A 22,093-nucleotide genomic window follows, 5' to 3' on the forward strand; every position below is an offset into this window, starting at 1 on the left:
GAAGTATGAGAAAAACATTAAAAGAAACCATTATAGATGCGATGACGTCTAGTAAAAAAAAGTCATTTTCAGTTGAACAATTAGCAGAGATGCTAGGGTTACAAAAAAGTAATGACTTTAAAGAGTTAGTTCAAGCTATTGCACAAATGGAAAGAGAACAACTTGTTACCTTTAATCAAAAAGGAAAAATAAAATTAGTCGCAAAAGAAACGGTTCTTGAAGGCGTGTTTCGTTCGAATGAACGAGGATTTGGCTTTGTGACGGTTGAGGGTGAGGACACTGATGTCTTTATTAGTCGAGATGAGACTGGTTATGCTCTTGAAGGAGATAAAGTTGAAATCGAGATATTAAAAGCAGGTAATCCATTGGAAGACCAAGCACCAGAAGGAAAAGTAGTTAAAATTATCGAGCGAGGTATGAGCCAAATTGTCGGTATTTTTACGTTGTTTACAGAAAGTGAGCAACAAGAAACAGGCCTGTATGGTGTCGTAACACCAAAAGATAAGAAATTAAGTCGCTATAAAGTCTTTGTCGCGGCAGAAGGTATTAAACCTGAAGAAGGAAGTGTCGTGGCTGTTGAAGTGACACATTATCCCGAAGCTGGTTATACAAATAGTTTTGAAGGATTAGTTAAACAAGTCATTGGACATAAAAATGATCCGGGGATGGATATTTTATCGATTGTATTGCAATTAGGTATCCCTACAGAGTTTGACGAAGCAACGTTAAAACAAGCAGAAGAATTACCTGATGAGGTTCTTGAAAGTGACTTACTTCATCGTGTTGATTTAAGAGATGAAGTGGTGGTGACGATCGATGGGGTAGAGGCAAAAGACTTAGATGATGCCGTTCGAGTAGAAAAATTAGGTAATGGCAATTTCTTCTTGGGTGTTTACATTGCAGATGTGTCTCATTATGTGACAGAAAATAGTCCACTTGATGCAGAAGCAAGTGATCGAGCAACGAGTGTGTATTTAACAGACCGCGTGATTCCAATGTTACCAAGAAAACTATCAAATGGTATTTGTTCGTTGAATCCTGATGTAGACCGCTTGGCAATGGCTTGCGAGATGGAAATCACACCAGATGGAGATGTGGTATCACATGATATTTTTGAAACGGTGATTCATTCGAATGCACGTATGACGTATGATGAAGTCAATGATATCATTGAAGGAACAAACGATGAGACAATCAAACAATACAGTGAACTTGTTCCGATGTTTCATCTGATGAATGAGTTACATGAGATTCTTGAGAGTAAACGTGCTAATCGTGGCGCGATTTCTTTTGAAGATAGAGAAGCATATATCGTAGTGGATAGTGACGGACACCCAATTGATATTAAACTTCGTAAGCGAAAAGCTGCCGAGCGTTTAATCGAGTCATTTATGCTAGCTGCGAATGAAACTGTGGCAAAAACTTATACAGACAGACAGCTACCATTTATTTACCGAATCCATGAACATCCAAAAGAAGAGAAAGTGCAACGCTTTTTAGAGTTTATGACAAACTTTGGTATCATGGTTAAAGGAAAAAAAGATGCTGTGTCTCCAAAAGAATTGCAACGAGTATTAGATCAAGTTAGTGACCGACCAGAAGAACCGGTTGTGAGTATGATGCTACTTCGCAGTATGCAACAAGCAAAATATTCTGAAGATCCAGTGGGACATTATGGATTAGCCGCAGATGATTACACTCATTTTACGTCGCCAATCAGACGATATCCTGACTTATTGGTTCACCGATTGATTAAAGATTATGAAAAAGGTAAAATTACAGATAAAGTCAAACAAAAATGGGAAGAAGCCATTCCTGATATTGCAGACCACAGTTCTAAAATGGAGAGACGAGCAGTTGAGGCTGAACGTGAAACAGATAAACTGAAGAAAACTGAGTTTATGCAAGACAAAGTAGATGAAGAGTTTGACGGTATTATTACTTCAATCACTAAATTTGGTTTGTTTATCGAGTTGCCAAATACGATTGAAGGTTTGGTTCACGTTAATCAACTTAAAGATGATTACTATCACTTTATTGAAAGTCACATGGCTTTAGTTGGTGAAAGAACTGGTAAGGTTTATAAAATCGGTCAAAAAGTCCATATCAAATTAACAAAAGCAGATGTTGACACAAGAGAGATTGATTTTGAATTGTTATCAGCTGAGCCCTTAACTGAAACGATCGATATACCAAAGCATAACAAAAAGAACAAACAAACCAGTCGCCGTAATGACAGTAGAAAAAAAGGGGCAGATAAGCCTGACTTTGGTAAAAAAGGTCAAAAGGGCAAGAAAGGGAAGAAACCTTTCTATAAATCAGTGAAGAAAAAACCGAAGAAAAAGAAAAAGTGAGGGGTTAACCATGCCTAAAGGTGAAGGAAATTTAATTGCTCAAAATCGTAAAGCTCGTCATGACTATTCGGTCTTTGAAACGTTTGAAGCAGGTATCGTGTTAAAAGGAACAGAGATTAAATCAATTAGACAACGTCGTGTTAACTTGAAAGATGGGTTTGCACGTGTACGTGATGGAGAAGCATACCTAATGAATGTCCACATCAGCCCGTATGATCAAGGGAACATTTTTAACCATGACCCGCTTAGAACAAGAAAACTATTACTACACAAAAAGCAAATCATTAAAATCGGCACAGAGATGAAAAATCCTGGTGTGACGCTGATACCATTAAAGATTTATATCAAAGATGGGTTTGCAAAAGTACTTTTAGGTTTAGCTAAAGGTAAAAAGCAATATGATAAACGTGAAGACTTAAAACGAAAAGACATGAACCGAGAGATTAATCGGGCGCTTAGAGACAAACAACGATAGTTTATCAGTTGTTTGTCTTTTTTTATAAATGTTCGGAGTCTTTTAGTAGTTGGCACTTAATATAGTGAATTATCAAACAATCAAAGACTAATTCTGTGTGTAAAGGTAATATTTTTGGTAAGTGTTATTATGCTTTTTATGGAGGTGATTAATAAGGAGACAAAAATCAATTTTTTTTAAATAGTTAGTTAAAAAAATGCAATAACTTTTATTATTCTGAGTATGTTTTAACCGAGTTTTCATTTGTCTTTTTTTTTGTATGAAACTTGTGAGAATTATACCGAATTACTTTGTGTTATTTATCATTTGGTGGTATTATAGTCTCGATAGTGACAGTCTATCAATGGACCATTATGTGGAAAAATGAATGTATCTACAAACATTTTTTCATACACTGTTACAGAAGCTAGAAAACTTCTGAATTTGTTTTAATATTGAGAAGAAAAGGGGTGAAATGTGGTGGAAGAAAAATCCTGGTTGTTTACCATTGGAGGTTTAACATTTGATGGAACGGTCGTAACAATGACGATATTGACTTGTTTGGTTGTCTTTGGATTAGTGTATTATTGTACACGAAATTTAAAGCTTAAACCTACTGGTAAACAAAATGTCATGGAAGCTCTTGTTGATTTTGTTCGCGGTATCGTAGGTGATAACGTTGAAAAAAACGAAATCAAACAATATCATTTATTGGCATTTACTTTTTTCATGTTCGTACTAGTATCTAACACTTTAGGACTCATTACAAAAGTAACTTTGTTTCCAAGTGATGTCTCCTTCTGGAAGAGCCCGACTGCAGATCCAACAGTGACACTAACATTGGCATTTATAGCCATTATTTTAGCTAACTATTATGGAATTAAGAAGCAGGGTGTTAAAAGTTATTTTGTTAACAGTTATATGAAACCAGTGGGTTTTTTATTACCAATTAAGTTAATTGAGGAATTTACCAATGTATTAACACTTGGTTTACGTCTTTATGGTAATATTTTTGCAGGTGAGGTATTACTATCGTTAATTGCCGGATTAGGAGCAAGTAGTCCAACGAAATTTATTTTGGCTCTGCCACTTGAAGTGATATGGCAAGCCTTTTCGCTTTTCATTGGTGGAATCCAAGCATTTATTTTTGCTACTTTATTGATGGTCTATATCTCACATAAAGTAGAAATTGAAGAAGTATAAGTAAACGTATAAAAACATTTTTAGGAGGAGAATTGTTATGCAATATATTGCAGCAGCTATCGCAGTTTTAGGAGCTTCTATCGGAGCAGGTTATGGTAATGGTAAAGTTATCTCTAAAACATTAGAATCAATGGCACGTCAACCAGAATTATCAGGTCAATTAAGAAGTACAATGTTTATCGGGGTTGCCTTAATTGAAGCGATTCCTATCATCGGTGTCGTAATTGCCTTGTTATTATTATTCAAATAACATATACAAGATTTAAAAGTTAATTAGATGAAATTCAGGGAAGGATGTGTCGTAATCACATGATGAATCAATTAGTGATTGCTAGTTCTGGACAAACTACGTTTAGTACCATTTTATTTGTCTCTGTTTCATTTCTTGTATTGTTATTAGCGTTAAAGAAATTTGCTTGGGGACCTCTAACGACTATGTTAGACGAACGAGAAAACAAAATAGCTGGCGATATTGATAGTGCAGAACAATCAAAAATAGACGCTGCTAATTTAGCCAAACAAAGAGAAGTGGAATTAAAAGAAGCTCGTACTGAAGCTCAAAGTATTATTGCTCAAGCAAAAGATGTTGCTGAAAATAATGCTCATGCAATTATCGTAGAAGCTCAAGAACATGCAACAAGAATGAAAAAGCAAGCTCAAGAAGATTTGCGTCTTGAAAGAGAACGCTTATTGGCAGATGCTAAAAAAGAAGTGGCAGACTTGTCTGTGGAAATTGCCTCTAAAATACTTAAAAAGGAATTGTCGGCTAGTGCTCATCAAGAGTTGGTTCAATCAAGTATTGATAAGCTAGGAGTTGATGACAATGAATAAGAAATTTAGTGTCGCAAAAACTTACGGTAAGGCTCTATTTACTGAAGCAACACAATTAAACATGGTTAATGAAATTTATCAAGAGTTGTTACAACTTAGAGAAGTTTACCATGAAGTGCCGGATTTAGGTGACATTTTATCAGATGATCGTTTATCAATTTTTGAAAAAGTAAACATCGTAAAAGACTTGGAAAATAGTTTTAGTGATACGATGGCAAAATTCATCCATACTGTTTATGACTATGGTCGTATGAATGAAATGCTTGATATCATTTATGAATACGAGCATCTATATTATGACCAATTTGGTATTATTGTCGTGACAGTGACAACAGCCGTTGCACTATCACTAGAACAAAGACATGATTTAGAAAAACGCTTGGCAAAACAATTTCATGCAAATAAAGTTGTTTTAAGACCAAAATTAGACCCAAGCATAATGGGTGGAATGATTGTCGAATCAGAACATCGAATCATTGATCAAAGTGTGAGAACAGAATTAAATAACATTCATGCTAAATTATTGGCTTGATGTTTATGTTTAACGACAAGGTGAGAGGTGAGATACATGAGTATAAAAGCGGAAGAAATTAGTTCGCATATTAAACAACAACTTGCTAAATACGAAGAATCATTAACAGTAGATGAAGTTGGAACAGTTTCCTATGTTGGTGACGGTATTGCTCGTGCTTACGGATTAGAAAATGCCATGTCGGGAGAATTATTGGAGTTTGATAATGGTGTTTATGGTATGGCTCAAAACTTAGAAAATGATAGTGTCGGTATTATCATTTTAGGGGATTTTGAACAAATACGTGAAGGCGACAAAGTAAAACGTACACGACGTATTATGGAAGTACCTGTTGGTGAAGCATTAATTGGACGCGTGGTTAATCCTTTAGGTCAACCTATTGATGGTATGGGCGAAATCGCTACAACCAAAACACGACCAATTGAAGCAGCAGCTCCTGGTGTTATGGCTCGTAAATCAGTATCAGAACCACTACAAACAGGATGGAAAGCAATTGATGCATTGGTACCAATTGGACGTGGACAACGTGAGTTAATCATTGGTGACCGTAAAACTGGTAAAACCACCATTGCGATTGACACAATCTTAAATCAAAAAGATCAAGACATGATTTGTATTTACGTTGCAATTGGTCAAAAAGAATCAACTGTACGTAACCAAGTTGAAATCTTGAAAAGATATGGTGCAATGGACTACACGATTGTTGTGTCTGCCAGTGCATCACAACCAGCCCCTTTACTTTATTTAGCACCTTATGCTGGAGCAAGTATGGGTGAAGAATTTATGTATAATGGAAAACACGTATTAGTCGTATATGATGATTTATCAAAACAAGCAGCAGCTTATCGTGAAATTTCATTACTATTACGTCGTCCACCAGGTCGTGAAGCGTTCCCTGGGGATGTATTCTACTTACATTCTCGTTTACTTGAAAGAGCAGCGAAATTGAGTGATGAATTAGGTGGCGGATCGATGACTGCCTTACCATTTGTTGAAACACAAGCCGGAGATATCTCTGCTTATATTCCAACGAACGTTATCTCTATTACTGATGGACAAATCTTCTTAGAAAGTGATTTGTTCTACTCAGGTGTTCGTCCTGCGATTGATGCTGGGTTATCAGTATCACGTGTTGGGGGATCTGCTCAAATCAAGGCAATGAAAAAAGTTGCAGGTACACTTCGTCTAGATTTAGCAAGTTACCGTGAATTAGAAGCATTTACCCAATTTGGTTCTGACTTAGATGAGGCAACTCAATCTAAATTAAACCGTGGTAAACGAACTGTAGAAGTTTTGAAACAAAATGTGCATGAACCATTAGCTGTTGAAAAACAGGTCTTAATTCTTTATGCATTGACTCATGGATTCCTAGATACCATTCCAGTAGTAGATATTTTACGTTTTGAACGCGAATTATTTGAATACGTGGATAATAACTATCCAGCAATCTTTGATACAATCCGTAATACAAAGGGATTACCAAATCCTGAAGATATGGATAAAGCAATTGATGAATTTAAAGGGATTTTTAGTTCAAGTGAATTCTCTGTTGCAGACGAAGTAAAACAATCTTAGAAAGTGGTGATTGAACATGGGCGGCTCACTTATTGATATTAAGAAGAGAATAGCTTCAACAAAAAAGACCAGTCAAATTACTAGCGCTATGCAAATGGTAGCAGCTTCTAAATTGACGAAATCTGAACAATCATCAAGACGCTTTCAAGAGTATGCTTCTAAAGTAAGAAGTATGACAACTCATTTGGCATCGACACAGTTAGCTGCAATTGATAACTCTGATTTTTCTGGTTTTGAGCAAGATATGGAAATGTATCAACAAATGCTTATTGCAAGACCAGTTAAAACAATCGGGTATATCGTTGTGACGTCTGACAAAGGTCTAGCGGGTGGTTATAACAGTTCGATTTTAAAAAATATGTTAGAAATCATCAAAAAAGACGAAGAAGATGGCATGAATGTGGTGTTAATGGCTATTGGAGGAACTGGTTCAGATTTCTTCAAGCATCGTGATTTTCCAGTTGCTTATGAATTAAGAGGATTAAGCGACTACCCAAGTTATAGTGAAGTAAGACGTATCGTAAACTCTGCTTTACAAATGTATAATAGTGAAATGTTTGATGAGTTATATGTATGTTATAACCATCATGTCAACACACTATCATCATCATTTAGAGCTGAAAAAATCTTACCAATCGTTGACTTAGATGCTAAAGAAGCTGAAACGTACGAACAAGAGTATACTCTTGAGCCTTCAGCAGACGCTATTTTAAATACGTTACTGCCCCTTTACGCTGAAAGTTTAATATATGGAGCAGTTTTAGACTCTAAAACTGCTGAGCATGCTGCACGGATGACCGCCATGAAGAGTGCCACAGAAAATGCGACAAACATTATTGATGATTTGACCATTTCTTATAATAGAGCACGTCAAGCGGCCATTACAGAAGAAATCACAGAAATTGTTGGTGGAGCAGCTGCCTTAGAATAATGACGGGGAGGAATTGTTGAGATGAAAGTAGGAAAAATAGCCCAAGTCATTGGTCCCGTTGTTGACGTGGCTTTTCCATTAGACCAAGCATTACCTGATATAAATGATGCATTAATCGTTTATAAAGCTGGAAGTAAAGAAAAAGTTGTATTAGAAACAACTCTTGAAATTGGCGATGGAATCGTTCGAACAATTGCAATGGAATCTACAGACGGACTACAAAGAGGAATGGAAGTTCTTCATACAGGAGGTCCTATCAGTGTTCCAGTTGGTCCTGAAACATTAGGTAGAGTCTTTAACGTACTTGGTGAAACCATTGACTTAGGTGAACCAATTGGTGAAGAAGTAGAAAGAGATAGCATTCATGCAAAAGCACCTTCTTTTGATGAATTAAGTACTAACTCTGAAATTTTAGAAACAGGTATCAAAGTAATTGATTTACTTGCTCCTTACTTAAAAGGTGGTAAAATCGGATTATTCGGTGGTGCCGGAGTAGGTAAAACAGTGTTGATTCAAGAGTTGATCAACAATATCGCTCAAGAATTAGGTGGGTTATCAGTGTTTGCCGGTGTAGGTGAACGTACTCGTGAGGGGAATGACCTTTACTTCGAAATGAAAGAATCTGGCGTTATCAAGAAAACAGCCATGGTGTTCGGACAAATGAACGAGCCACCTGGTGCCAGAATGCGTGTAGCCTTAACAGGTCTTACTATGGCAGAATATTTCCGTGATGAAGAAAAACAAGATGTGTTACTCTTTATTGATAACATTTTCCGTTTTACTCAAGCGGGTTCTGAAGTATCAGCCCTTTTAGGACGTATGCCTTCAGCCGTTGGTTACCAACCAACATTAGCAACGGAAATGGGACAACTACAAGAACGTATTACTTCGACAAAAGATGGATCAATTACATCAATTCAAGCGATTTATGTTCCTGCCGATGACTATACTGACCCGGCTCCAGCAACAGCCTTTGCGCATTTGGATGCAACAACTAACTTGGAACGTCGTTTGACTGAACAAGGGATTTATCCAGCGGTAGATCCATTAGCATCATCATCAAGTGCCTTAGAACCTGATATTGTTGGAGAAGAGCACTACAAAGTAGCTACTGAAGTTCAACGTTTGTTACAACGCTACAAAGAATTACAAGATATTATTGCAATTCTTGGTATGGATGAGTTAAGTGATGAAGAAAAAGTGATTGTAGGCCGTGCTAGACGTGTCCAATTCTTCTTATCACAAAACTTCCACGTAGCTGAACAGTTTACTGGTCAACCAGGTAGTTATGTTCCATTAAACGAAACAATTAAAGGATTTAGAGCAATCTTAGATGGCGAATATGACCACTTACCTGAAGAAGCGTTCAGAAGTGTAGGCCGCATTGAAGAAGCTATCGAAAAAGCAGAAAAAATGGGCTACTAACAAGGAGGGAAAGTGATTATGAGTACCTTTATGGTTAACATTGTAACGCCAGATGGATTGATTTATGAGCATGAAGCTAACTTTTTAGTGGCTAACACAGAGGCAGGTTCGCTTGGGATTTTACCTAAGCACTGCCCTTTGATTGCCCCTTTAAAAATTGATGCTGTGCGTATTGATAGAGAAGGAGATATTAACGACTGGATTGCTGTTAATGGTGGTGTTATTGAAGTACGTGATAACGTGGTATCAATTATTGCCAACAGTGCTGAAACAGAAGAAAATATCGATATTTCACGTGCTGAACAAGCTAGGAAACGTGCAGAACAAAAAATTGAAGCTGCAAAAAATGAGCAAAATCAATCAATTGATATGGCTAGAGCTGAAGTCGCGCTGTATCGAGCGTTAAATCGGCTTAATGTGGCGAATAAAAGAAGGTAAGGAAACGATTGTTTCTTTACCTTTTTCTCTTTTAGACTCTTTGTCAAATAGGACTGATGAGTTAAATTGGTAAGATGATGATTGTGAAAGTAATCTCACATTTTTCCAACGATTGAGCATTGAGCAGTCCAATTGTGGTTATAAGCCAAAGGCATAGGGGAATAAGTCCTTTTATTAATTAAAGGTTTCCTTCCATTAATGTTAGCTTCTTCTGTACTCGTTAAATCCAAATGATTATCTGTTATTCTTAGTATTTTTTGGGTATGATTGCTCATGACATGTTGCCCTTTCTACCTAATATTTTTGTTTGGTACTTAAATTTCACTAGATAGACGACATGTTTTTAAATATTTTATTTGTCAAATTAAGCTAGACAAAATATCATTGTCTACATAACTAAAAAATACTTCCAATGGTGTTTTATAGTTTAATGATTTTCTAGGAATATTATTTCTTTTAGATGCGATAGATTGGATAAAAGATTCTTCAACTTTGTTGAAATTCATTTTTTTAGGGGCTCTTTGTCAACTAGTGTTGGTAAAAGTTCAAACGTTAGAATTTAGGATCTAGAAAGCTTTTTAGTTTTCTAGATCTTTTTTGGTGATTTGAAAGCAGACTTCTTTAAACAAATTGATAGTCGTAGCTTAAAATTATAAAAACTTTTCATGTCATAGGCATTACGCTTTATGACTTTAATATGGTTATTCATACATTTTAAAGGACCATTTGAATAAGATGTTTCAAAGGTGTTTTTTATTTCTTATCGATACTTTTTAAATGTTTTGAAAACAGTAACAAACTCTTTAAATTGTGTAGCTTGATCAATTAATTCTATAAATAAAGAATAATCTTTTGTTTGAATCGCTCTTAAAATTTGTTCATAGGTTTTGTAAGTTTCTGCCCATTTAGAATCACAGGCTAGCAAGCGTTCAAGTAATTCTTTTTCAGAAAGATACGTTTTAAATGAAGGATGCCAATATTGCTCGATATACTCTATTTTGTTATAACTTTTTTGAAGCATCTTCCAATATTTTTTAATTCGCCTATAGATAATGCCATTATCTTTATATTTTAATTGAGTCGGTTAATTGTAGAATCAAGTTAGCCACCCTAAAATAATAAAAAAACACCATGGTAAAAATTCATGTATCATTGAAGTATCCACCCAACAACGAAAGGAATTTTTATCATGGAACAAACTCAGAATACCACACAAAAACTGCCTTATAAACATCTTTCCTTTGAGGGAAGACAACTTATTGAAGTTTGGCATAATAAAGGTGCTTCTAATAGAGAAATAGGTAAACGATTAGGTTGGCTCCATCAAACAATAAATAATGAGCTGAAACGTGGTACAACAACACAAATCAAAGAAAATAACAAACCTAGACAACTCTATTTTGCTGAAACAGGACAAGCTAGTTTTAGCAAGATATTTCAATCAATTACTGCTGGTAATGGTAGTGAATTTAGCTCGCTACATGATGCTCTCCAACAAATAACTGATGTCTATTTTGCTCATCCTTATTCTTCCTGGGAACGAGGTACAAATGAAAGACATAATGGTTTATTAAGACAATTTATTCCGAAAGGAACTACAATTTGTCACTACTCAAAACAGTTCATTCAACTAGCTACTGAAAAGATTAATCTTTTACCACGTAAAATTTTAAATTATAGACAACCAGCAACATTATTTTTAGAAGAAATTCAAAAGCTTAAAATCAAAACATGTTGGTAAAAATGGATTTTAATAGAATAACATAGAAATTTCGATGTTTTTGCCTAGGTGGCTAACTTAATATTGCAATTTAGGAAAATAAAATAACTAAAAAGATGATAAATGTGAGATTACTCTCACAATCATCATCTTACCAATTTAACTCATCAGTCCTATTTGACAAAGAGCCAAAATTTATACAGCCGAAATACAATTGAGTGTATCACAAATGATTTTTTAGTTGTTTAGCTTAATTTTACAACCGGCGTTTTTGTAAACAGATAAGCCAATTCATTAATTGATGGTAGGCTTTTTTTGTTTGTACATCATCCACTAATCGATCAAAATCATGAGGTAAACCGTTAAGAGTATATATATCAGATTTAGTGGCTAAGTCATGTAGATAGATAGATTGTGTATAAGGAACATCTTGATCGTCTTTACTTACAGCAATAAATAAAGGTGGTAAAGTACGGATGTCATCGTCCGCTAACGAATAGTTTTCTATATTTGATACATGAGCAAGCATTTTGCTAACCCAAATACCACGTTGGCGATAAGATAGGTAAATAGGAAATCTTTGCTCGATGGGTGCATTAAATAAAGGCTGTTTTTGGATAAGAGGGGCAATCATGACATCATCTAATAAAGGATATTGTGCATAAAAATCACTTGGTTTTTTAAGTTCTTTATCCATTAGTGAATAGTATCCATAAAAAGAAATAATTGCTTTGGGTTTAATATCTAAAAACTTAGCACTCAAAATTAATGACAGATACGCACCAGCTGAACGACCAAATAAAATAAAATCATCATTAGTTGTAAACTTTGATATTCCCCAATTAATGCCATCTAGTAAACTATTAATCAATGTTTCTAGCGAGCTTTCAGGGATTAATGGATAGTCAAGAGCTAGTATATTAAATCCTAATTGTGTAAATTTTTCAATATGAACTAATGGCAAATCATCTTTTGAACCATAGATTAGTCCGCCACCATGAATATAAATAATAAGTGGATTGTCTTTATTTTGTTTTGTACTTTTATGAAATGTGGCATCTATTTGATTGTTTTCTCTGTCAGAATAAGAATAAACTGTCATATTTTCAACTCCTTTATATAAGATTATATTAAAAAAAGAAAATAATCTTTGGTCGAAAAGTCCAAAGGTTACTTTCTTTTTGTGCACGAATTAAGGTTCAGTTAGCTTCAAAGCTAAACGTAACTTAAAGCTATTTTCAGGAGTATCAATTTTACAATCAAGAAGTTCTTCAATATTGTCAATACGATATTTTACTGTGTTTCTATGGATAAATAACTCGTTGGCAGTTTTCGTAATTTCACATTGATTATCAAGGAATGCCTTTAGTGTTTTTCTTAATTCGATATCCATTTCACTTTGCGGATAACTCAGTATTTTTAAACAATCTTGACTGAAATATTTTGCTTCTTCTTTTTCTATATTTTCTAGTAAACGTGTGATTCCTTTGGGTTTGTATACGGAAACAATTTCTTTATTATTAAATTCGGTTCGCTCTTTGTCAATGATTTTTGCTTCATTTAGTGATTTTGCTAGGTAATCAAGGTGTGAATACGGTTGTCCACAATTGAATAATACGTTGATAGGTAGTTTTTTTTGAATTAAATGATTAAGCGTTTCTAATTTTTCTTTTAAAGCAGATGGACTGATTTCTTTTTGCAATAAGATAATACTGTTATTGATTATTTTATCTAGAAATACTACGGAACCTGGCAGTTCTTTGACCATATGAGTATCTAACCACTCATAAGTTAATTTTAGTTTTTCTTCATATCGTCTAGATGTATAGACCATGTTAGATGTTTCTTGGACGCGAACGTAAACCACTTGGTAGAAAGGAGATAATTTTATACCAAAATTGGATTCATATTTGAACCATTCTTTTTCGTTAAATAAGCTTCTTTCTTGTCTATCAATGAGTGTTGAGAGATAGTCACTTTTTCTAAGTTTGTTGACTTCATATAGCTTATCATTTTTTAAAATAGTAAAACTTAATACCATTAGACCTTGGTCAATGGCAAATTCTGTTACAGGGTATAAAATATTTTTCGGAAATAAAATAACTAAATAATATGGAAAATAAGTGTGACTTTTTATTGGATACACCGCGATATCAAGTTGATTAACATTTGGAGTATTAATAATAATCGTCGCATTTTTATCGCTTTGAAATGCATCTTTTTCTGATAGGATATTAATGATGTCTCCAGGAGAATCCTGTAATTTATTCCAATTATCAGAAATGGCAATGTTTTCTTTAAAAGGATTTAATAGCATAATCGGCGTATTTGTTAATTCACCAAATTCTTTTATAATGCGTTGTAATGTCGCGTCATTTAGAAATAAGGTAGAAAATTTACGTTGTATATCAAGAGCATATGCAATTTCGGCTTCTTTTGTTTCACTTAGATAACTCATTATTTCTTTCAATATCGTTCCTAAAGGCTTTGTTGAGGGACATTGTAATATTGGAACGTCTCGTGTATTAGCATAATCGATGATATCTTGAGGTATGCTATCTAAAAATCGCCCTACTTTAATACATAAGCCCGCACATTGTATAATGGAAAGAGAATCTATTAATTGATACAATTCATTTTCTTTATCTTTATAATACATACCAGTAGTTAAAATTAATGTTTGACTAGAAATATAGTTTGCTATATCAGGTGTTTCTGTTATTTCAACATTATTAATCCCTTTTTTTAAATTGGTTTTTTTAGTTAATAAAATTAAATCATTAAACCGTGGAACAGATAGAACTTGTTCTAGCGTTTTCATAAACTGTACCTCCCAATAGCTATTATAGAGAGTTTTATATGAAAAAAAAAGAAAAAGTCTATTTTTGTGCATTTCGTATAACGTATATTTTATTTTGTGCATAATGTATAATGGCATTATAATAGCAATAGTTCATAATAAAATAAAGGAGAGATAATTATGAGACAACCATTAAATCATCCAATGAGAACCATTATGACACCAGGACCTGTAGAGGCTTATCCATCTGTTTTAAGAACAATGGCAACGCCAATTTTAGGTCAATTTGATCCTGCTTTTGTAGCAATTATGAATGAAGTCAAAGATATGATTAGAGAGACATTTCAAACCACAAATGAAGAGGCCTTTGTGGTGGATGGGACAAGTCGCTCTGGCATAGAAGCAGCATTGATATCGCTAATTAGCCCAGGTGATAAGGTATTGGTACCAGCATATGGGCGTTTTGCTTATTTATTAATCGAAATCTGTGAAAGAGCACAAGCAGACGTTGTGATTCTGGAAAAATCATGGGACGGCGTTTTTTCAGAAGAAGAAATAATTGAAGCAGTAAAAAAACATCAACCCAAAATTTTAGCTATGATTCATGGAGAAACAGCTAACGGTCAAATGCAACCTTTAAGTAAAGTTGGCGAGTACTGTCAGAACAATAATGTCTTTTTTGTAGTAGACGTTGTAGCGACTTATAGTGGTGTGGAGATAAAAGTTGATGACTGGGGTATTGATATGGCTATTGCTGGGACACAAAAATGTCTAAGTGTGCCATCTGGTTTATCACTTATCACCTATAGTGATCGAGTGAAAAAGGAAATTAATAAACGCTATCAAAAAGAGCTTGGGCTAGGAGATGATTACAGAAATGATAATCCAATCTCAAGCAACTATCTGGATTTAACTCAGCTTCAAAGGTATTGGAATAAGGACCGCATCAATCATCATACGGAAGCTACTAGCATGATTTATGCATTGCATGAAGGATTACGTCTATATTGTAATGAGGGATTAAGAGAACGCGCTAGACGTCATGAAATTCATGATAGAGCAATCGTTGAAGGTATTAAAGCAATGGGGCTTGAGTTATATGGTGATGAAACAACTAAAATGCCAACGGTAACACCTGTCATCATTCCAGAAGGAGTAGATGGTGAGTCTGTGAGACAAATGATGTTAGATGATTTTGGGGTTGAAATTGCCTCTTCATTTGGTCCATTAGCTGGTAAAGTATGGCGAATTGGAAACATGGGATTTAGCAGCCGTAAAGAAAATGTCTTACAAGTTTTAACAGCATTAGAAGCAGCATTAATTCATCATAATGTATCAATTAATCAGGGTGCAGCAGCTCAAAAAGCATTAAATATTTATCATGAATTAGGAATTTAACAGTGTGACTCTTTATCACAAAAAATGTGGTAAAGAGTTTTTTATATAGAAAGTATGATTAACATGATGTTTTGGTAAATATTTTAGGTAAAAACAATGTCTGTTGATTTTTAACTATGTTATAATGACTAGGTTAAAAAAATTTTAAGGAGTTTTAATTATGAAAAAGTTAAAAGTACAAGATTTAATATTAATAGGGATATATGCGACAGTTTATTTTTTTACGGTCTTTATTGCCACTATGTTAATGAGGTTTACTGTGCCTGTGTTTCATAGTCTATTAATTCCTAGTATGTCAGCATTGATATCTGGTACTCTATATATTATAGTTGTAAATAAAGTTCCCAAATTTGGAGCTATTACATTAGTTGGATCGGTCATGGCGGTCTTTTTCTTTGCTTTTGGGTATTTTCCGCTGGCTTTTTTACCAAGCTTTATTTTTCCATTATTGGCTGATTTTGTGCAAACTAAAACAAAGATTTTAGATAGTTTAAAATTAATGATTAGTTATATAATTTTTAGTTTTGGCTTAACAGGTCCAATTTTGCCATTATGGTTTATGAAAGATGCTTATAGCGAGTCTTTATTAAATAAAGGAAAAGACATGAGTTATGTGAATAGTGTATTTGAAGGTGTAAGTACTGCAAGTTTCTTTGTCTCAATGCTTTTAGTTATTATTACTAGTATAATAGGTTTGAAAATCGGGAAAATTATTTATACGAAACACTTTGCTAAGTAAAAAATAAACGAGAGGGGTGAGTTGGCTTTGGAAAATAGATATGTCACGTTTGATCCAAGGAGTAAACTAGTTACAGTCCTTTTTGCTAGTGTGTTACTAATTTCTCGTGCCAATCCATCCATGGAGTTTGTTTTTATAGTATTTATTACATTTTTGTTAAGTATTAGTGGCTCATTTAAAAAAGGCTTTATAATATTAATTAGTTATATGTTCCTAAACTTTTTAACAATGACAGTGTTTCATGAGATTAATGGTATTATCACAGCGATTGTGTCATTTGTCTTAGTGGTATATAAAAGTTTACTCCCATCTATAGCAGCAGGGATATTTGCGACACAACATACTTCTGTGGGCGAATGGGTTTCGGCGATGAAAAAATGGCACATTCCAAACTTTATTGTTATACCATTTATTGTTATTTGTCGTTTTTTTCCGATACTTCGTTCTGATGTGAAGTCGATTCGCCAAGCTATGAAGTTTAGAGGGATTGACTTATCTTTTCCAGAAGTAATACATCATCCTATTCAAGCGATGGAGTATTTTTTAGTCCCCATTTTAAAGCAAGTTGAGTATACCGCTCAAGACTTATCTGCAGCCGCACTTGTGAGGGGGTTAGGTTTTGAAGGGAAACATACAAGTGTAATTCCTATTAAATTAAAAATACAAGACTATTTACTACTTGCTAGTTTGTTGGTATTGTTATTAGGTGAGGGTGGTGGTGTTTTTTGATTCAACTCAATCAGGTAACTCTTATAAGAGATAAAAAAAAAGTATTGGATAATATCCATTTAACCGTAACATCTGGAGAGTTAGTTATACTGACAGGTGAAAGTGGCAGCGGGAAAAGTTCTTTAATTAGTGTATTAAATGGCTTGATCCCTGAATTGTATGATGGAGAGATATTTGGTCAGTTAACAGTGTTGGATACTCGACTGCCGCCTATTGACTTTAATAAGTACGTTAAAGACATAGGTGTCGTATTTCAAAATCCTAAAACGCAATTTTTTACGACGTCAGTATTAAGTGAGTTAGCTTTCTCCATGGAAAATTACGGATTTTCTGCAGAAGATATAAATACAAGAATGAACGATGTTATCGAATTGTTCCATTTAGAAGACTTAATTGGTAAAAAAGTAACAGAGTTATCTGGTGGACAAAAACAACGTATTGCATTTGCAGCTGCCTGTATGTTACCGCATCGTTTTTTTTTATTGGATGAACCATCAAGTAATCTGGATTATGTAACAATCAAACAATTATCAGCTTATATTAAGTTATTAAAACAGCGTGGCTGTACGTTGATTATATCTGAACACAGGTTATTTTACCTATCTGAACTGGCAGATAGATATGTTATTTTAAAAAAAGGTAAAATAACATATGATTTATCTGCTGCTCAATTTAAGGCGCAATTTCCGATAATTCAAGAAGAGATGGGATTAAGGAGTTTACAAGAACCAAAATTATTTAAATCATTTATTAAAAAGATAGAGCAAGATGACGCTAGTCGAGTACTTCAAATTAAAGATTTAACTTACCAGTACAGTAACCGAAAATTAGTTCTTAATATTCCTTCTCTTGATATTTGTATAGATAGCATAGTTGGATTAGTTGGACAAAATGGTTCTGGAAAAACAACCTTTGTACAATTGTTATCAGGTTTGCTTATAGATAAAAGTTACAGTTTTTCTATTATGGGAGCCAACTTATCTGCTAAAGAGCGTATTAAGCGGAGTTTTATAGTGATGCAAGATGTTAATCTCCAATTATTTTTTGAAACAGTCGAAAAAGAATTACTAGTTCAATCGAAAAGAACAGAATTATTTGATGATGTAGTGGATGCTCTTAATTTAAGAAGGTTATTAAGTAGTCATCCACAAAATCTTTCTGGTGGAGAAAAACAACGAGTAGCCATTGCTAGTGCCATACTATCTGGAAAAGAGTGGTTGATTTTAGATGAACCAACAAGTGGTTTGGATTATCAAAATATGTTAGCAGTTAGTAAGTTACTAAAAAAGGTTCAATCACTTGGTATATTTGTCCTTGTAATCAGTCATGATAATGAATTTCTCTCACAAACAGCATCATGTATTTTGAAAATGGACAACGGTGGGGTTATGAGCTGATTTAATAGTCGTTTTTTTGAAAGGAGTGTACTCATTGTTAAATATAACAGTTTTTTTCTATGTCATTTTTTTGATCGTCCCTTTGATATGTTTTTTTTATTTAAATTATTTTCGCCCAACAAGTTTATGGAATGGTTTTTTCTTTCTTGTATCTACGGCGACCTTATATTTTCTATTTATTTTATTAATAGAAAATATAAGTCAAAACCTTGCTTTAGTTTTTTTAATTCCAGCTATTTTGGTTATAATATTTATAAGTGTACTAGGTTTGAGTACTAGTATAGTAGGATTATTTTGGAATGAAAAAATTCTTTTAAAAAGAGAAGGGAAATCATTAAGTAATTTGGTTCCGCTGATTGTTGCGTTATGTTTATTAGGGATTCAAGTTCTAATAATTATTGTCACATTTTATTCGCAAAATATATTTTTGACAACTTTATTAAGTTTTACTACAGTTACTTTATCGTATTTAATCTTTTTATTTATTATGTATGCAACAACAACTGTTTTATATAATCATTTTCCTATTTGGAAAAAAGTAGATTATATTATTATTTTAGGAGCTGGATTGATTGATGGTGAACGAGTAACACCATTGTTAGCGAGTCGGATTGACAGAGGTGTTAGCTTATATTTACAGCAAAAAAGAAATTATGGCCATAAACCTACGATTATTTTATCAGGTGGTCAAGGAAAAGACGAAAAAATATCGGAAGCACAAGCGATGAGTCATTATTTAGATTCTTTACCTGTCGTTATTGAAAAAGTATATCTTGAAGAACAATCAACAAATACCAAAGAAAATATTCTATTTTCGGAAAAATTGGCGAGTGCTGTGGATGGTATAAATGATTTTAAAGATAAAAATATTGTGATTTCGACCAATAATTATCATCTCTTAAGAGCTGGTAAAATAGCGTCACATTTAGGTATCCATGCGAGAGGTGTTGGTTCTAAAACGAAATTATATTATTTACCGACAGCCTTTATTCGTGAATACGTAGGTTATCTTGTGATGACAAAGAAAAAACATTTTTTCTTTATTGGATTATTTTTTATAAGTGTATTGATTATATTATTTATTCACGTTATTTTTGGATAATTAAAGGCTCTACGTCAAATGATGTGGATGAATAAAATTAAGTGTACTTAAGCAACGAAAGCCGATTAGCTTTTGTTGCTTATTTATTTGTTTTTGAAACTGAGTAGTATTCTATATTTATAGTTTTGGAAATTTCTGTATCCATACACTATTCGTTTAATTAGCTTGATTTTATTAATTGATTCTTCTGGAGTTATTCTATTGCTACGTTTTTTTTTGATATTGGGTTTTAATTTATAATAAGTGCTAAGTATTATTTCATAAATAGGTATAATGATACTATTTTTTATTAAAAAATATCGTTTTATGAAGTGTGGTATACTAGTTAGTATAGAAGGGAATGATTTTATTTGTCTAATATATTAGTTTCTATAGGTTCAACGATTGAAAGCTCAACTGTCCACCATAAAAAGGTAGCAAGAACGGTAGAGTTGATTTTAAAGCACACAGTATTAATACGAGATGAGTTTGATGAAACCCATTTAGTACTGATTGAAACGCTCGCGAAACACGGTCTTGATGTGGAGGATGAAACCTCTATATATAAAACTAGATATAGTAGAAGATAATCGTGATGAAAATGCATAAAAAAATAAGCATCTACCATTAATCTAAAGTTAAAAGGTAAATGCTCTTTCAGTACGAACTGGCTTCATCCATTAGGTCGTTACTCCTTATGCAATTTTTTGTAATTCATGTACTGCATTTTGAATAGTAGTACCTGTTGCAACTTTTGATTCATCATCTTTAAGAAAAACGATAAATAAGTTTAAGTCAGTATCTAGTGTTACACGGTACTCTATTGTTGTGTTATTGAATGTCATATAGCATTCTCCTTTCTTTTGTGTAACGAAAGGCAACTAAAACGTTCATAACGAAATTCCATTGTTAATTATAACATTTAAAAAATATATATGCAAATGAAATCTCATTTGGTTAGTAAAATAATAGAAGCACTAATGAAATGACTCATCAGTGCTTCCTATTATTTTTTATTTTGTTTTCCTTGGTTACGTCCAGTATTACGATTGTTTAGCTTATTTTTAGGAGCATTTTGTTTAACTGTTGTGTTCTTAACAGTCGGCTTAACGATTTTTACTGGATTTTGTTCAAAATGTTCGGCAATTTCACGTTTGACTTTTGGCTTGTGATAGAGATTGGTAATAAGAGATTGTATACAACTAAAAATACCACCAATAACCCAATACAATGTCACACCAGCAGGAGCTTTGAATGAGAAGAAAATAATCATAAGAGGAGACAGATACGTCATCATTCGCATTTGTTTTCTCTGTTCATCACTCATCCCAATCATGCTGATATAACTCTGTAAGAAATAACTAATACCCGCTAAAGCGACTAGTATTAAATTTGGTTTTCCAAGATTGATACCAAAGAAAATCGATTCTGAGATTCCAGGAGTTACTTTGGCTGCGAAAAATAATGCCGTAAAGATAGGCATCTGAATGAGTAATGGTAAACAACCAATTCCTCCCATAATGTTAATATCATTATCTTTATAAAATTGTTGAAGTTCTTGTTGAGCTGCCATTTTACGCTCCCGGCGCCTTGCGTGTTTTTTCGAGTTGTCGCGCGCGGGGTTCTGGCCGGCGTGCGGCGCGCGCGGGTGGTCTGGGTGTGTGCGAATGCGTGGTCGGATCGTGTTTATCTTTATAAAATTGTTGAAGTTCTTGTTGAGCTGCCATTTTATCTTCAGGAGTTGTGGCAGTTTTCATTTTCTCATTGATTACATCCATATGAGGTTTGATTGCTGCCATCTTTTCCTGTTGAATCATAGATTTTTTCATTTGGTTTAAACCAAGTGGTAAAATAATCAATCGAACAATCATGGTTAGTAAAATGATTGACCAACCAAAACCTAATCCCCAGTTTTCGGCAAAAAAAGTAATTAAGTGACTCATTGGTTTTACTAATAAATTATAGATGATCCCTTCACCAGTGGGAGTACCGGTAGAATCAGTTTTGACACATCCGGATAAAAAAATTAGCATTCCGAAAAGACCAGAACCGATCATCCAACGTTTTAAATTTTTCATTTATTTCTTCCTTTACTATGATCTACGTTTATCTACACAAGCAATACTATAACGAATTTTGGGACATAATTCAATTAATTTATGGAAAGAAATTAAGAATAAACCACGTTAAATCGTTTATGCTCTGTAAACGTTGGATTAAAGTCGATTGAGTAATTTGTAACGTTTCCCATTGGTGCAGGAGATTTTTTTACTTCTTCAATAAACTGTTGAACGGCTAGTTTATCACCATTTGCTTCAATATACACACCACCATCATCGAGGTTTTTAACAATACCATGTACGCCTAGTTCATCGGCGACTATTTTAGTCATATACCGAAAAGCCACTCCTTGTACTCGACCATAAACTGTCATCGATATTTTCATAACATCACATCCTTAATGTTTTCTTAACTTTATTATACAG

The 22,093-nt window shown here is 33.8% G+C and carries 25 protein-coding genes and 1 pseudogene; 16 read left to right on the forward strand and 10 right to left on the reverse strand.

Annotated elements, in window-relative coordinates:
• The first annotated feature begins 5 nt into the window (after positions 1-5).
• The 10 genes from rnr (at position 6) to BHY08_RS04280 (ending at position 9,743) form a co-directional block, all read left to right on the forward strand.
• Entirely contained in the window at positions 6-2,354 is a 2,349-nt protein-coding gene (gene rnr, locus BHY08_RS04235; protein WP_071456692.1) for a ribonuclease R, read from the forward strand.
• Positions 2,355-2,364: 10 nt separating this feature from the next.
• The gene (gene smpB / locus BHY08_RS04240) at positions 2,365-2,829 is read left to right on the forward strand and encodes an SsrA-binding protein SmpB (RefSeq protein WP_071456693.1); all 465 of its coding nucleotides are present in this window, start codon (positions 2,365-2,367) and stop codon (positions 2,827-2,829) included.
• Positions 2,830-3,288: 459 nt separating this feature from the next.
• Entirely contained in the window at positions 3,289-4,011 is a 723-nt protein-coding gene (gene atpB, locus BHY08_RS04245; RefSeq protein WP_071457823.1) for a F0F1 ATP synthase subunit A, read from the forward strand.
• 37 nt (positions 4,012-4,048) lie between these two features.
• Positions 4,049-4,261 carry an ATP synthase F0 subunit C gene (gene atpE / locus BHY08_RS04250; RefSeq protein WP_071456694.1) on the forward strand — a complete coding sequence of 71 codons (213 nt, stop codon included), beginning with the start codon at positions 4,049-4,051 and terminating at the stop codon, positions 4,259-4,261.
• A 59-nt stretch (positions 4,262-4,320) separates the two neighbouring features.
• Complete coding sequence (gene atpF, locus BHY08_RS04255; protein ID WP_071456695.1) at positions 4,321-4,842, forward strand: F0F1 ATP synthase subunit B; 522 nt, start codon at positions 4,321-4,323, stop codon at positions 4,840-4,842.
• The gene (atpH, locus tag BHY08_RS04260; RefSeq protein ID WP_169817661.1) at positions 4,835-5,374 is read left to right on the forward strand and encodes an ATP synthase F1 subunit delta; all 540 of its coding nucleotides are present in this window, start codon (positions 4,835-4,837) and stop codon (positions 5,372-5,374) included. Before atpF ends, atpH begins: the two co-directional genes overlap by 8 nt.
• Positions 5,375-5,410: 36 nt before the next feature.
• The gene (atpA, locus tag BHY08_RS04265; RefSeq protein WP_071456697.1) at positions 5,411-6,949 is read left to right on the forward strand and encodes a F0F1 ATP synthase subunit alpha; all 1,539 of its coding nucleotides are present in this window, start codon (positions 5,411-5,413) and stop codon (positions 6,947-6,949) included.
• Between the two features lie 16 nt (positions 6,950-6,965).
• Positions 6,966-7,880 carry a F0F1 ATP synthase subunit gamma gene (locus BHY08_RS04270; RefSeq protein ID WP_071456698.1) on the forward strand — a complete coding sequence of 305 codons (915 nt, stop codon included), beginning with the start codon at positions 6,966-6,968 and terminating at the stop codon, positions 7,878-7,880.
• 21 nt (positions 7,881-7,901) lie between these two features.
• Complete coding sequence (gene atpD, locus BHY08_RS04275; protein ID WP_071456699.1) at positions 7,902-9,305, forward strand: F0F1 ATP synthase subunit beta; 1,404 nt, start codon at positions 7,902-7,904, stop codon at positions 9,303-9,305.
• Positions 9,306-9,323: 18 nt separating this feature from the next.
• On the forward strand, positions 9,324-9,743 hold the full coding sequence (locus BHY08_RS04280) for a F0F1 ATP synthase subunit epsilon (RefSeq protein WP_071456700.1): 420 nt from the start codon (positions 9,324-9,326) through the stop codon (positions 9,741-9,743).
• Positions 9,744-10,102: 359 nt separating this feature from the next.
• Here the strand turns inward: BHY08_RS04280 and BHY08_RS10695 are convergent.
• From BHY08_RS10695 to BHY08_RS04290, 3 genes and pseudogenes are all read right to left on the reverse strand, one after another.
• A pseudogene (locus BHY08_RS10695) lies at positions 10,103-10,258 on the reverse strand (IS30 family transposase); the annotation flags it as partial.
• Positions 10,259-10,329: 71 nt separating this feature from the next.
• Positions 10,330-10,500, reverse strand: coding sequence for a transposase (locus BHY08_RS11435; protein ID WP_084657168.1), 171 nt, complete (start codon positions 10,498-10,500; stop codon positions 10,330-10,332).
• A gap of 3 nt (positions 10,501-10,503) precedes the next feature.
• Positions 10,504-10,764 carry a hypothetical protein gene (locus tag BHY08_RS04290; RefSeq protein ID WP_071456702.1) on the reverse strand — a complete coding sequence of 87 codons (261 nt, stop codon included), beginning with the start codon at positions 10,762-10,764 and terminating at the stop codon, positions 10,504-10,506.
• 165 nt (positions 10,765-10,929) lie between these two features.
• Here BHY08_RS04290 and BHY08_RS04295 point away from each other — a divergent pair, with 165 nt between their 5' ends.
• Positions 10,930-11,484, forward strand: a complete 555-nt coding sequence (locus BHY08_RS04295; protein ID WP_455344715.1) for an IS30 family transposase — start codon at positions 10,930-10,932, stop codon at positions 11,482-11,484.
• A 235-nt stretch (positions 11,485-11,719) separates the two neighbouring features.
• On the opposite strand, the gene BHY08_RS04300 is transcribed toward BHY08_RS04295, so the two are convergent.
• Entirely contained in the window at positions 11,720-12,565 is an 846-nt protein-coding gene (locus BHY08_RS04300) for an alpha/beta hydrolase (RefSeq protein WP_071456704.1), read from the reverse strand.
• 90 nt (positions 12,566-12,655) lie between these two features.
• Positions 12,656-14,284 (reverse strand): PucR family transcriptional regulator, encoded by a 1,629-nt coding sequence (locus tag BHY08_RS04305; protein ID WP_071456705.1) that lies wholly within the window; start codon positions 14,282-14,284, stop codon positions 12,656-12,658.
• A gap of 159 nt (positions 14,285-14,443) precedes the next feature.
• Here BHY08_RS04305 and BHY08_RS04310 point away from each other — a divergent pair, with 159 nt between their 5' ends.
• From BHY08_RS04310 to BHY08_RS04330, 5 genes are all read left to right on the forward strand, one after another.
• Entirely contained in the window at positions 14,444-15,661 is a 1,218-nt protein-coding gene (locus BHY08_RS04310) for a pyridoxal-phosphate-dependent aminotransferase family protein (protein ID WP_071456706.1), read from the forward strand.
• Between the two features lie 160 nt (positions 15,662-15,821).
• Positions 15,822-16,400: an MptD family putative ECF transporter S component gene (locus BHY08_RS04315; protein WP_071456707.1), complete on the forward strand. Its 579-nt coding sequence runs from the start codon at positions 15,822-15,824 to the stop codon at positions 16,398-16,400.
• 27 nt (positions 16,401-16,427) lie between these two features.
• Complete coding sequence (locus tag BHY08_RS04320; protein ID WP_071456708.1) at positions 16,428-17,129, forward strand: energy-coupling factor transporter transmembrane component T; 702 nt, start codon at positions 16,428-16,430, stop codon at positions 17,127-17,129.
• Positions 17,126-18,526, forward strand: a complete 1,401-nt coding sequence (locus tag BHY08_RS04325) for an ABC transporter ATP-binding protein (protein ID WP_071456709.1) — start codon at positions 17,126-17,128, stop codon at positions 18,524-18,526. Before BHY08_RS04320 ends, BHY08_RS04325 begins: the two co-directional genes overlap by 4 nt.
• A gap of 34 nt (positions 18,527-18,560) precedes the next feature.
• The gene (locus BHY08_RS04330; protein WP_084657171.1) at positions 18,561-19,628 is read left to right on the forward strand and encodes a YdcF family protein; all 1,068 of its coding nucleotides are present in this window, start codon (positions 18,561-18,563) and stop codon (positions 19,626-19,628) included.
• A gap of 83 nt (positions 19,629-19,711) precedes the next feature.
• Here the strand turns inward: BHY08_RS04330 and BHY08_RS11375 are convergent, their stop codons facing one another.
• The 5 genes from BHY08_RS11375 to BHY08_RS04345 form a co-directional block, all read right to left on the reverse strand.
• Positions 19,712-19,987 (reverse strand): transposase, encoded by a 276-nt coding sequence (locus BHY08_RS11375; protein WP_211267926.1) that lies wholly within the window; start codon positions 19,985-19,987, stop codon positions 19,712-19,714.
• Positions 19,988-20,302: 315 nt separating this feature from the next.
• Positions 20,303-20,452 carry a hypothetical protein gene (locus tag BHY08_RS11110; RefSeq protein ID WP_169817662.1) on the reverse strand — a complete coding sequence of 50 codons (150 nt, stop codon included), beginning with the start codon at positions 20,450-20,452 and terminating at the stop codon, positions 20,303-20,305.
• A 161-nt stretch (positions 20,453-20,613) separates the two neighbouring features.
• Positions 20,614-21,180, reverse strand: coding sequence for a membrane protein insertase YidC (gene yidC / locus BHY08_RS04335; RefSeq protein ID WP_071456711.1), 567 nt, complete (start codon positions 21,178-21,180; stop codon positions 20,614-20,616).
• A 1-nt stretch (position 21,181) separates the two neighbouring features.
• Entirely contained in the window at positions 21,182-21,685 is a 504-nt protein-coding gene (locus tag BHY08_RS04340; protein WP_071456712.1) for a YidC/Oxa1 family membrane protein insertase, read from the reverse strand.
• A 92-nt stretch (positions 21,686-21,777) separates the two neighbouring features.
• Positions 21,778-22,053: an acylphosphatase gene (locus BHY08_RS04345; RefSeq protein WP_071456713.1), complete on the reverse strand. Its 276-nt coding sequence runs from the start codon at positions 22,051-22,053 to the stop codon at positions 21,778-21,780.
• Positions 22,054-22,093 lie beyond the last annotated feature (40 nt).

It is taken from the genome of Vagococcus teuberi, from assembly GCF_001870205.1.
GTDB classification, from domain to species: domain Bacteria; phylum Bacillota; class Bacilli; order Lactobacillales; family Vagococcaceae; genus Vagococcus; species Vagococcus teuberi.

Bases quoted from the DNA above. Each gene is read 5' to 3' on its own strand.
- BHY08_RS04280 (WP_071456700.1), top strand. From the start codon at position 9,324: ATGAGTACCTTTATGGTTAACATTGTAACGCCAGATGGATTGATTTAT.
- BHY08_RS04345 (WP_071456713.1), bottom strand. From the start codon at position 22,053: ATGAAAATATCGATGACAGTTTATGGTCGAGTACAAGGAGTGGCTTTT.
- BHY08_RS04315 (WP_071456707.1), top strand. From the start codon at position 15,822: ATGAAAAAGTTAAAAGTACAAGATTTAATATTAATAGGGATATATGCG.
- rnr (WP_071456692.1), top strand. From the start codon at position 6: ATGAGAAAAACATTAAAAGAAACCATTATAGATGCGATGACGTCTAGT.
- BHY08_RS04290 (WP_071456702.1), bottom strand. From the start codon at position 10,764: ATGCTTCAAAAAAGTTATAACAAAATAGAGTATATCGAGCAATATTGG.
- atpA (WP_071456697.1), top strand. From the start codon at position 5,411: ATGAGTATAAAAGCGGAAGAAATTAGTTCGCATATTAAACAACAACTT.
- yidC (WP_071456711.1), bottom strand. From the start codon at position 21,180: ATGGCAGCTCAACAAGAACTTCAACAATTTTATAAAGATAATGATATT.
- BHY08_RS04310 (WP_071456706.1), top strand. From the start codon at position 14,444: ATGAGACAACCATTAAATCATCCAATGAGAACCATTATGACACCAGGA.
- BHY08_RS04300 (WP_071456704.1), bottom strand. From the start codon at position 12,565: ATGACAGTTTATTCTTATTCTGACAGAGAAAACAATCAAATAGATGCC.
- atpE (WP_071456694.1), top strand. From the start codon at position 4,049: ATGCAATATATTGCAGCAGCTATCGCAGTTTTAGGAGCTTCTATCGGA.
- smpB (WP_071456693.1), top strand. From the start codon at position 2,365: ATGCCTAAAGGTGAAGGAAATTTAATTGCTCAAAATCGTAAAGCTCGT.
- BHY08_RS04340 (WP_071456712.1), bottom strand. From the start codon at position 21,685: ATGAAAAATTTAAAACGTTGGATGATCGGTTCTGGTCTTTTCGGAATG.
- BHY08_RS04270 (WP_071456698.1), top strand. From the start codon at position 6,966: ATGGGCGGCTCACTTATTGATATTAAGAAGAGAATAGCTTCAACAAAA.
- atpD (WP_071456699.1), top strand. From the start codon at position 7,902: ATGAAAGTAGGAAAAATAGCCCAAGTCATTGGTCCCGTTGTTGACGTG.
- atpF (WP_071456695.1), top strand. From the start codon at position 4,321: ATGATGAATCAATTAGTGATTGCTAGTTCTGGACAAACTACGTTTAGT.
- atpH (WP_169817661.1), top strand. From the start codon at position 4,835: ATGAATAAGAAATTTAGTGTCGCAAAAACTTACGGTAAGGCTCTATTT.
- BHY08_RS04305 (WP_071456705.1), bottom strand. From the start codon at position 14,284: ATGAAAACGCTAGAACAAGTTCTATCTGTTCCACGGTTTAATGATTTA.
- BHY08_RS11110 (WP_169817662.1), bottom strand. From the start codon at position 20,452: ATGACATTCAATAACACAACAATAGAGTACCGTGTAACACTAGATACT.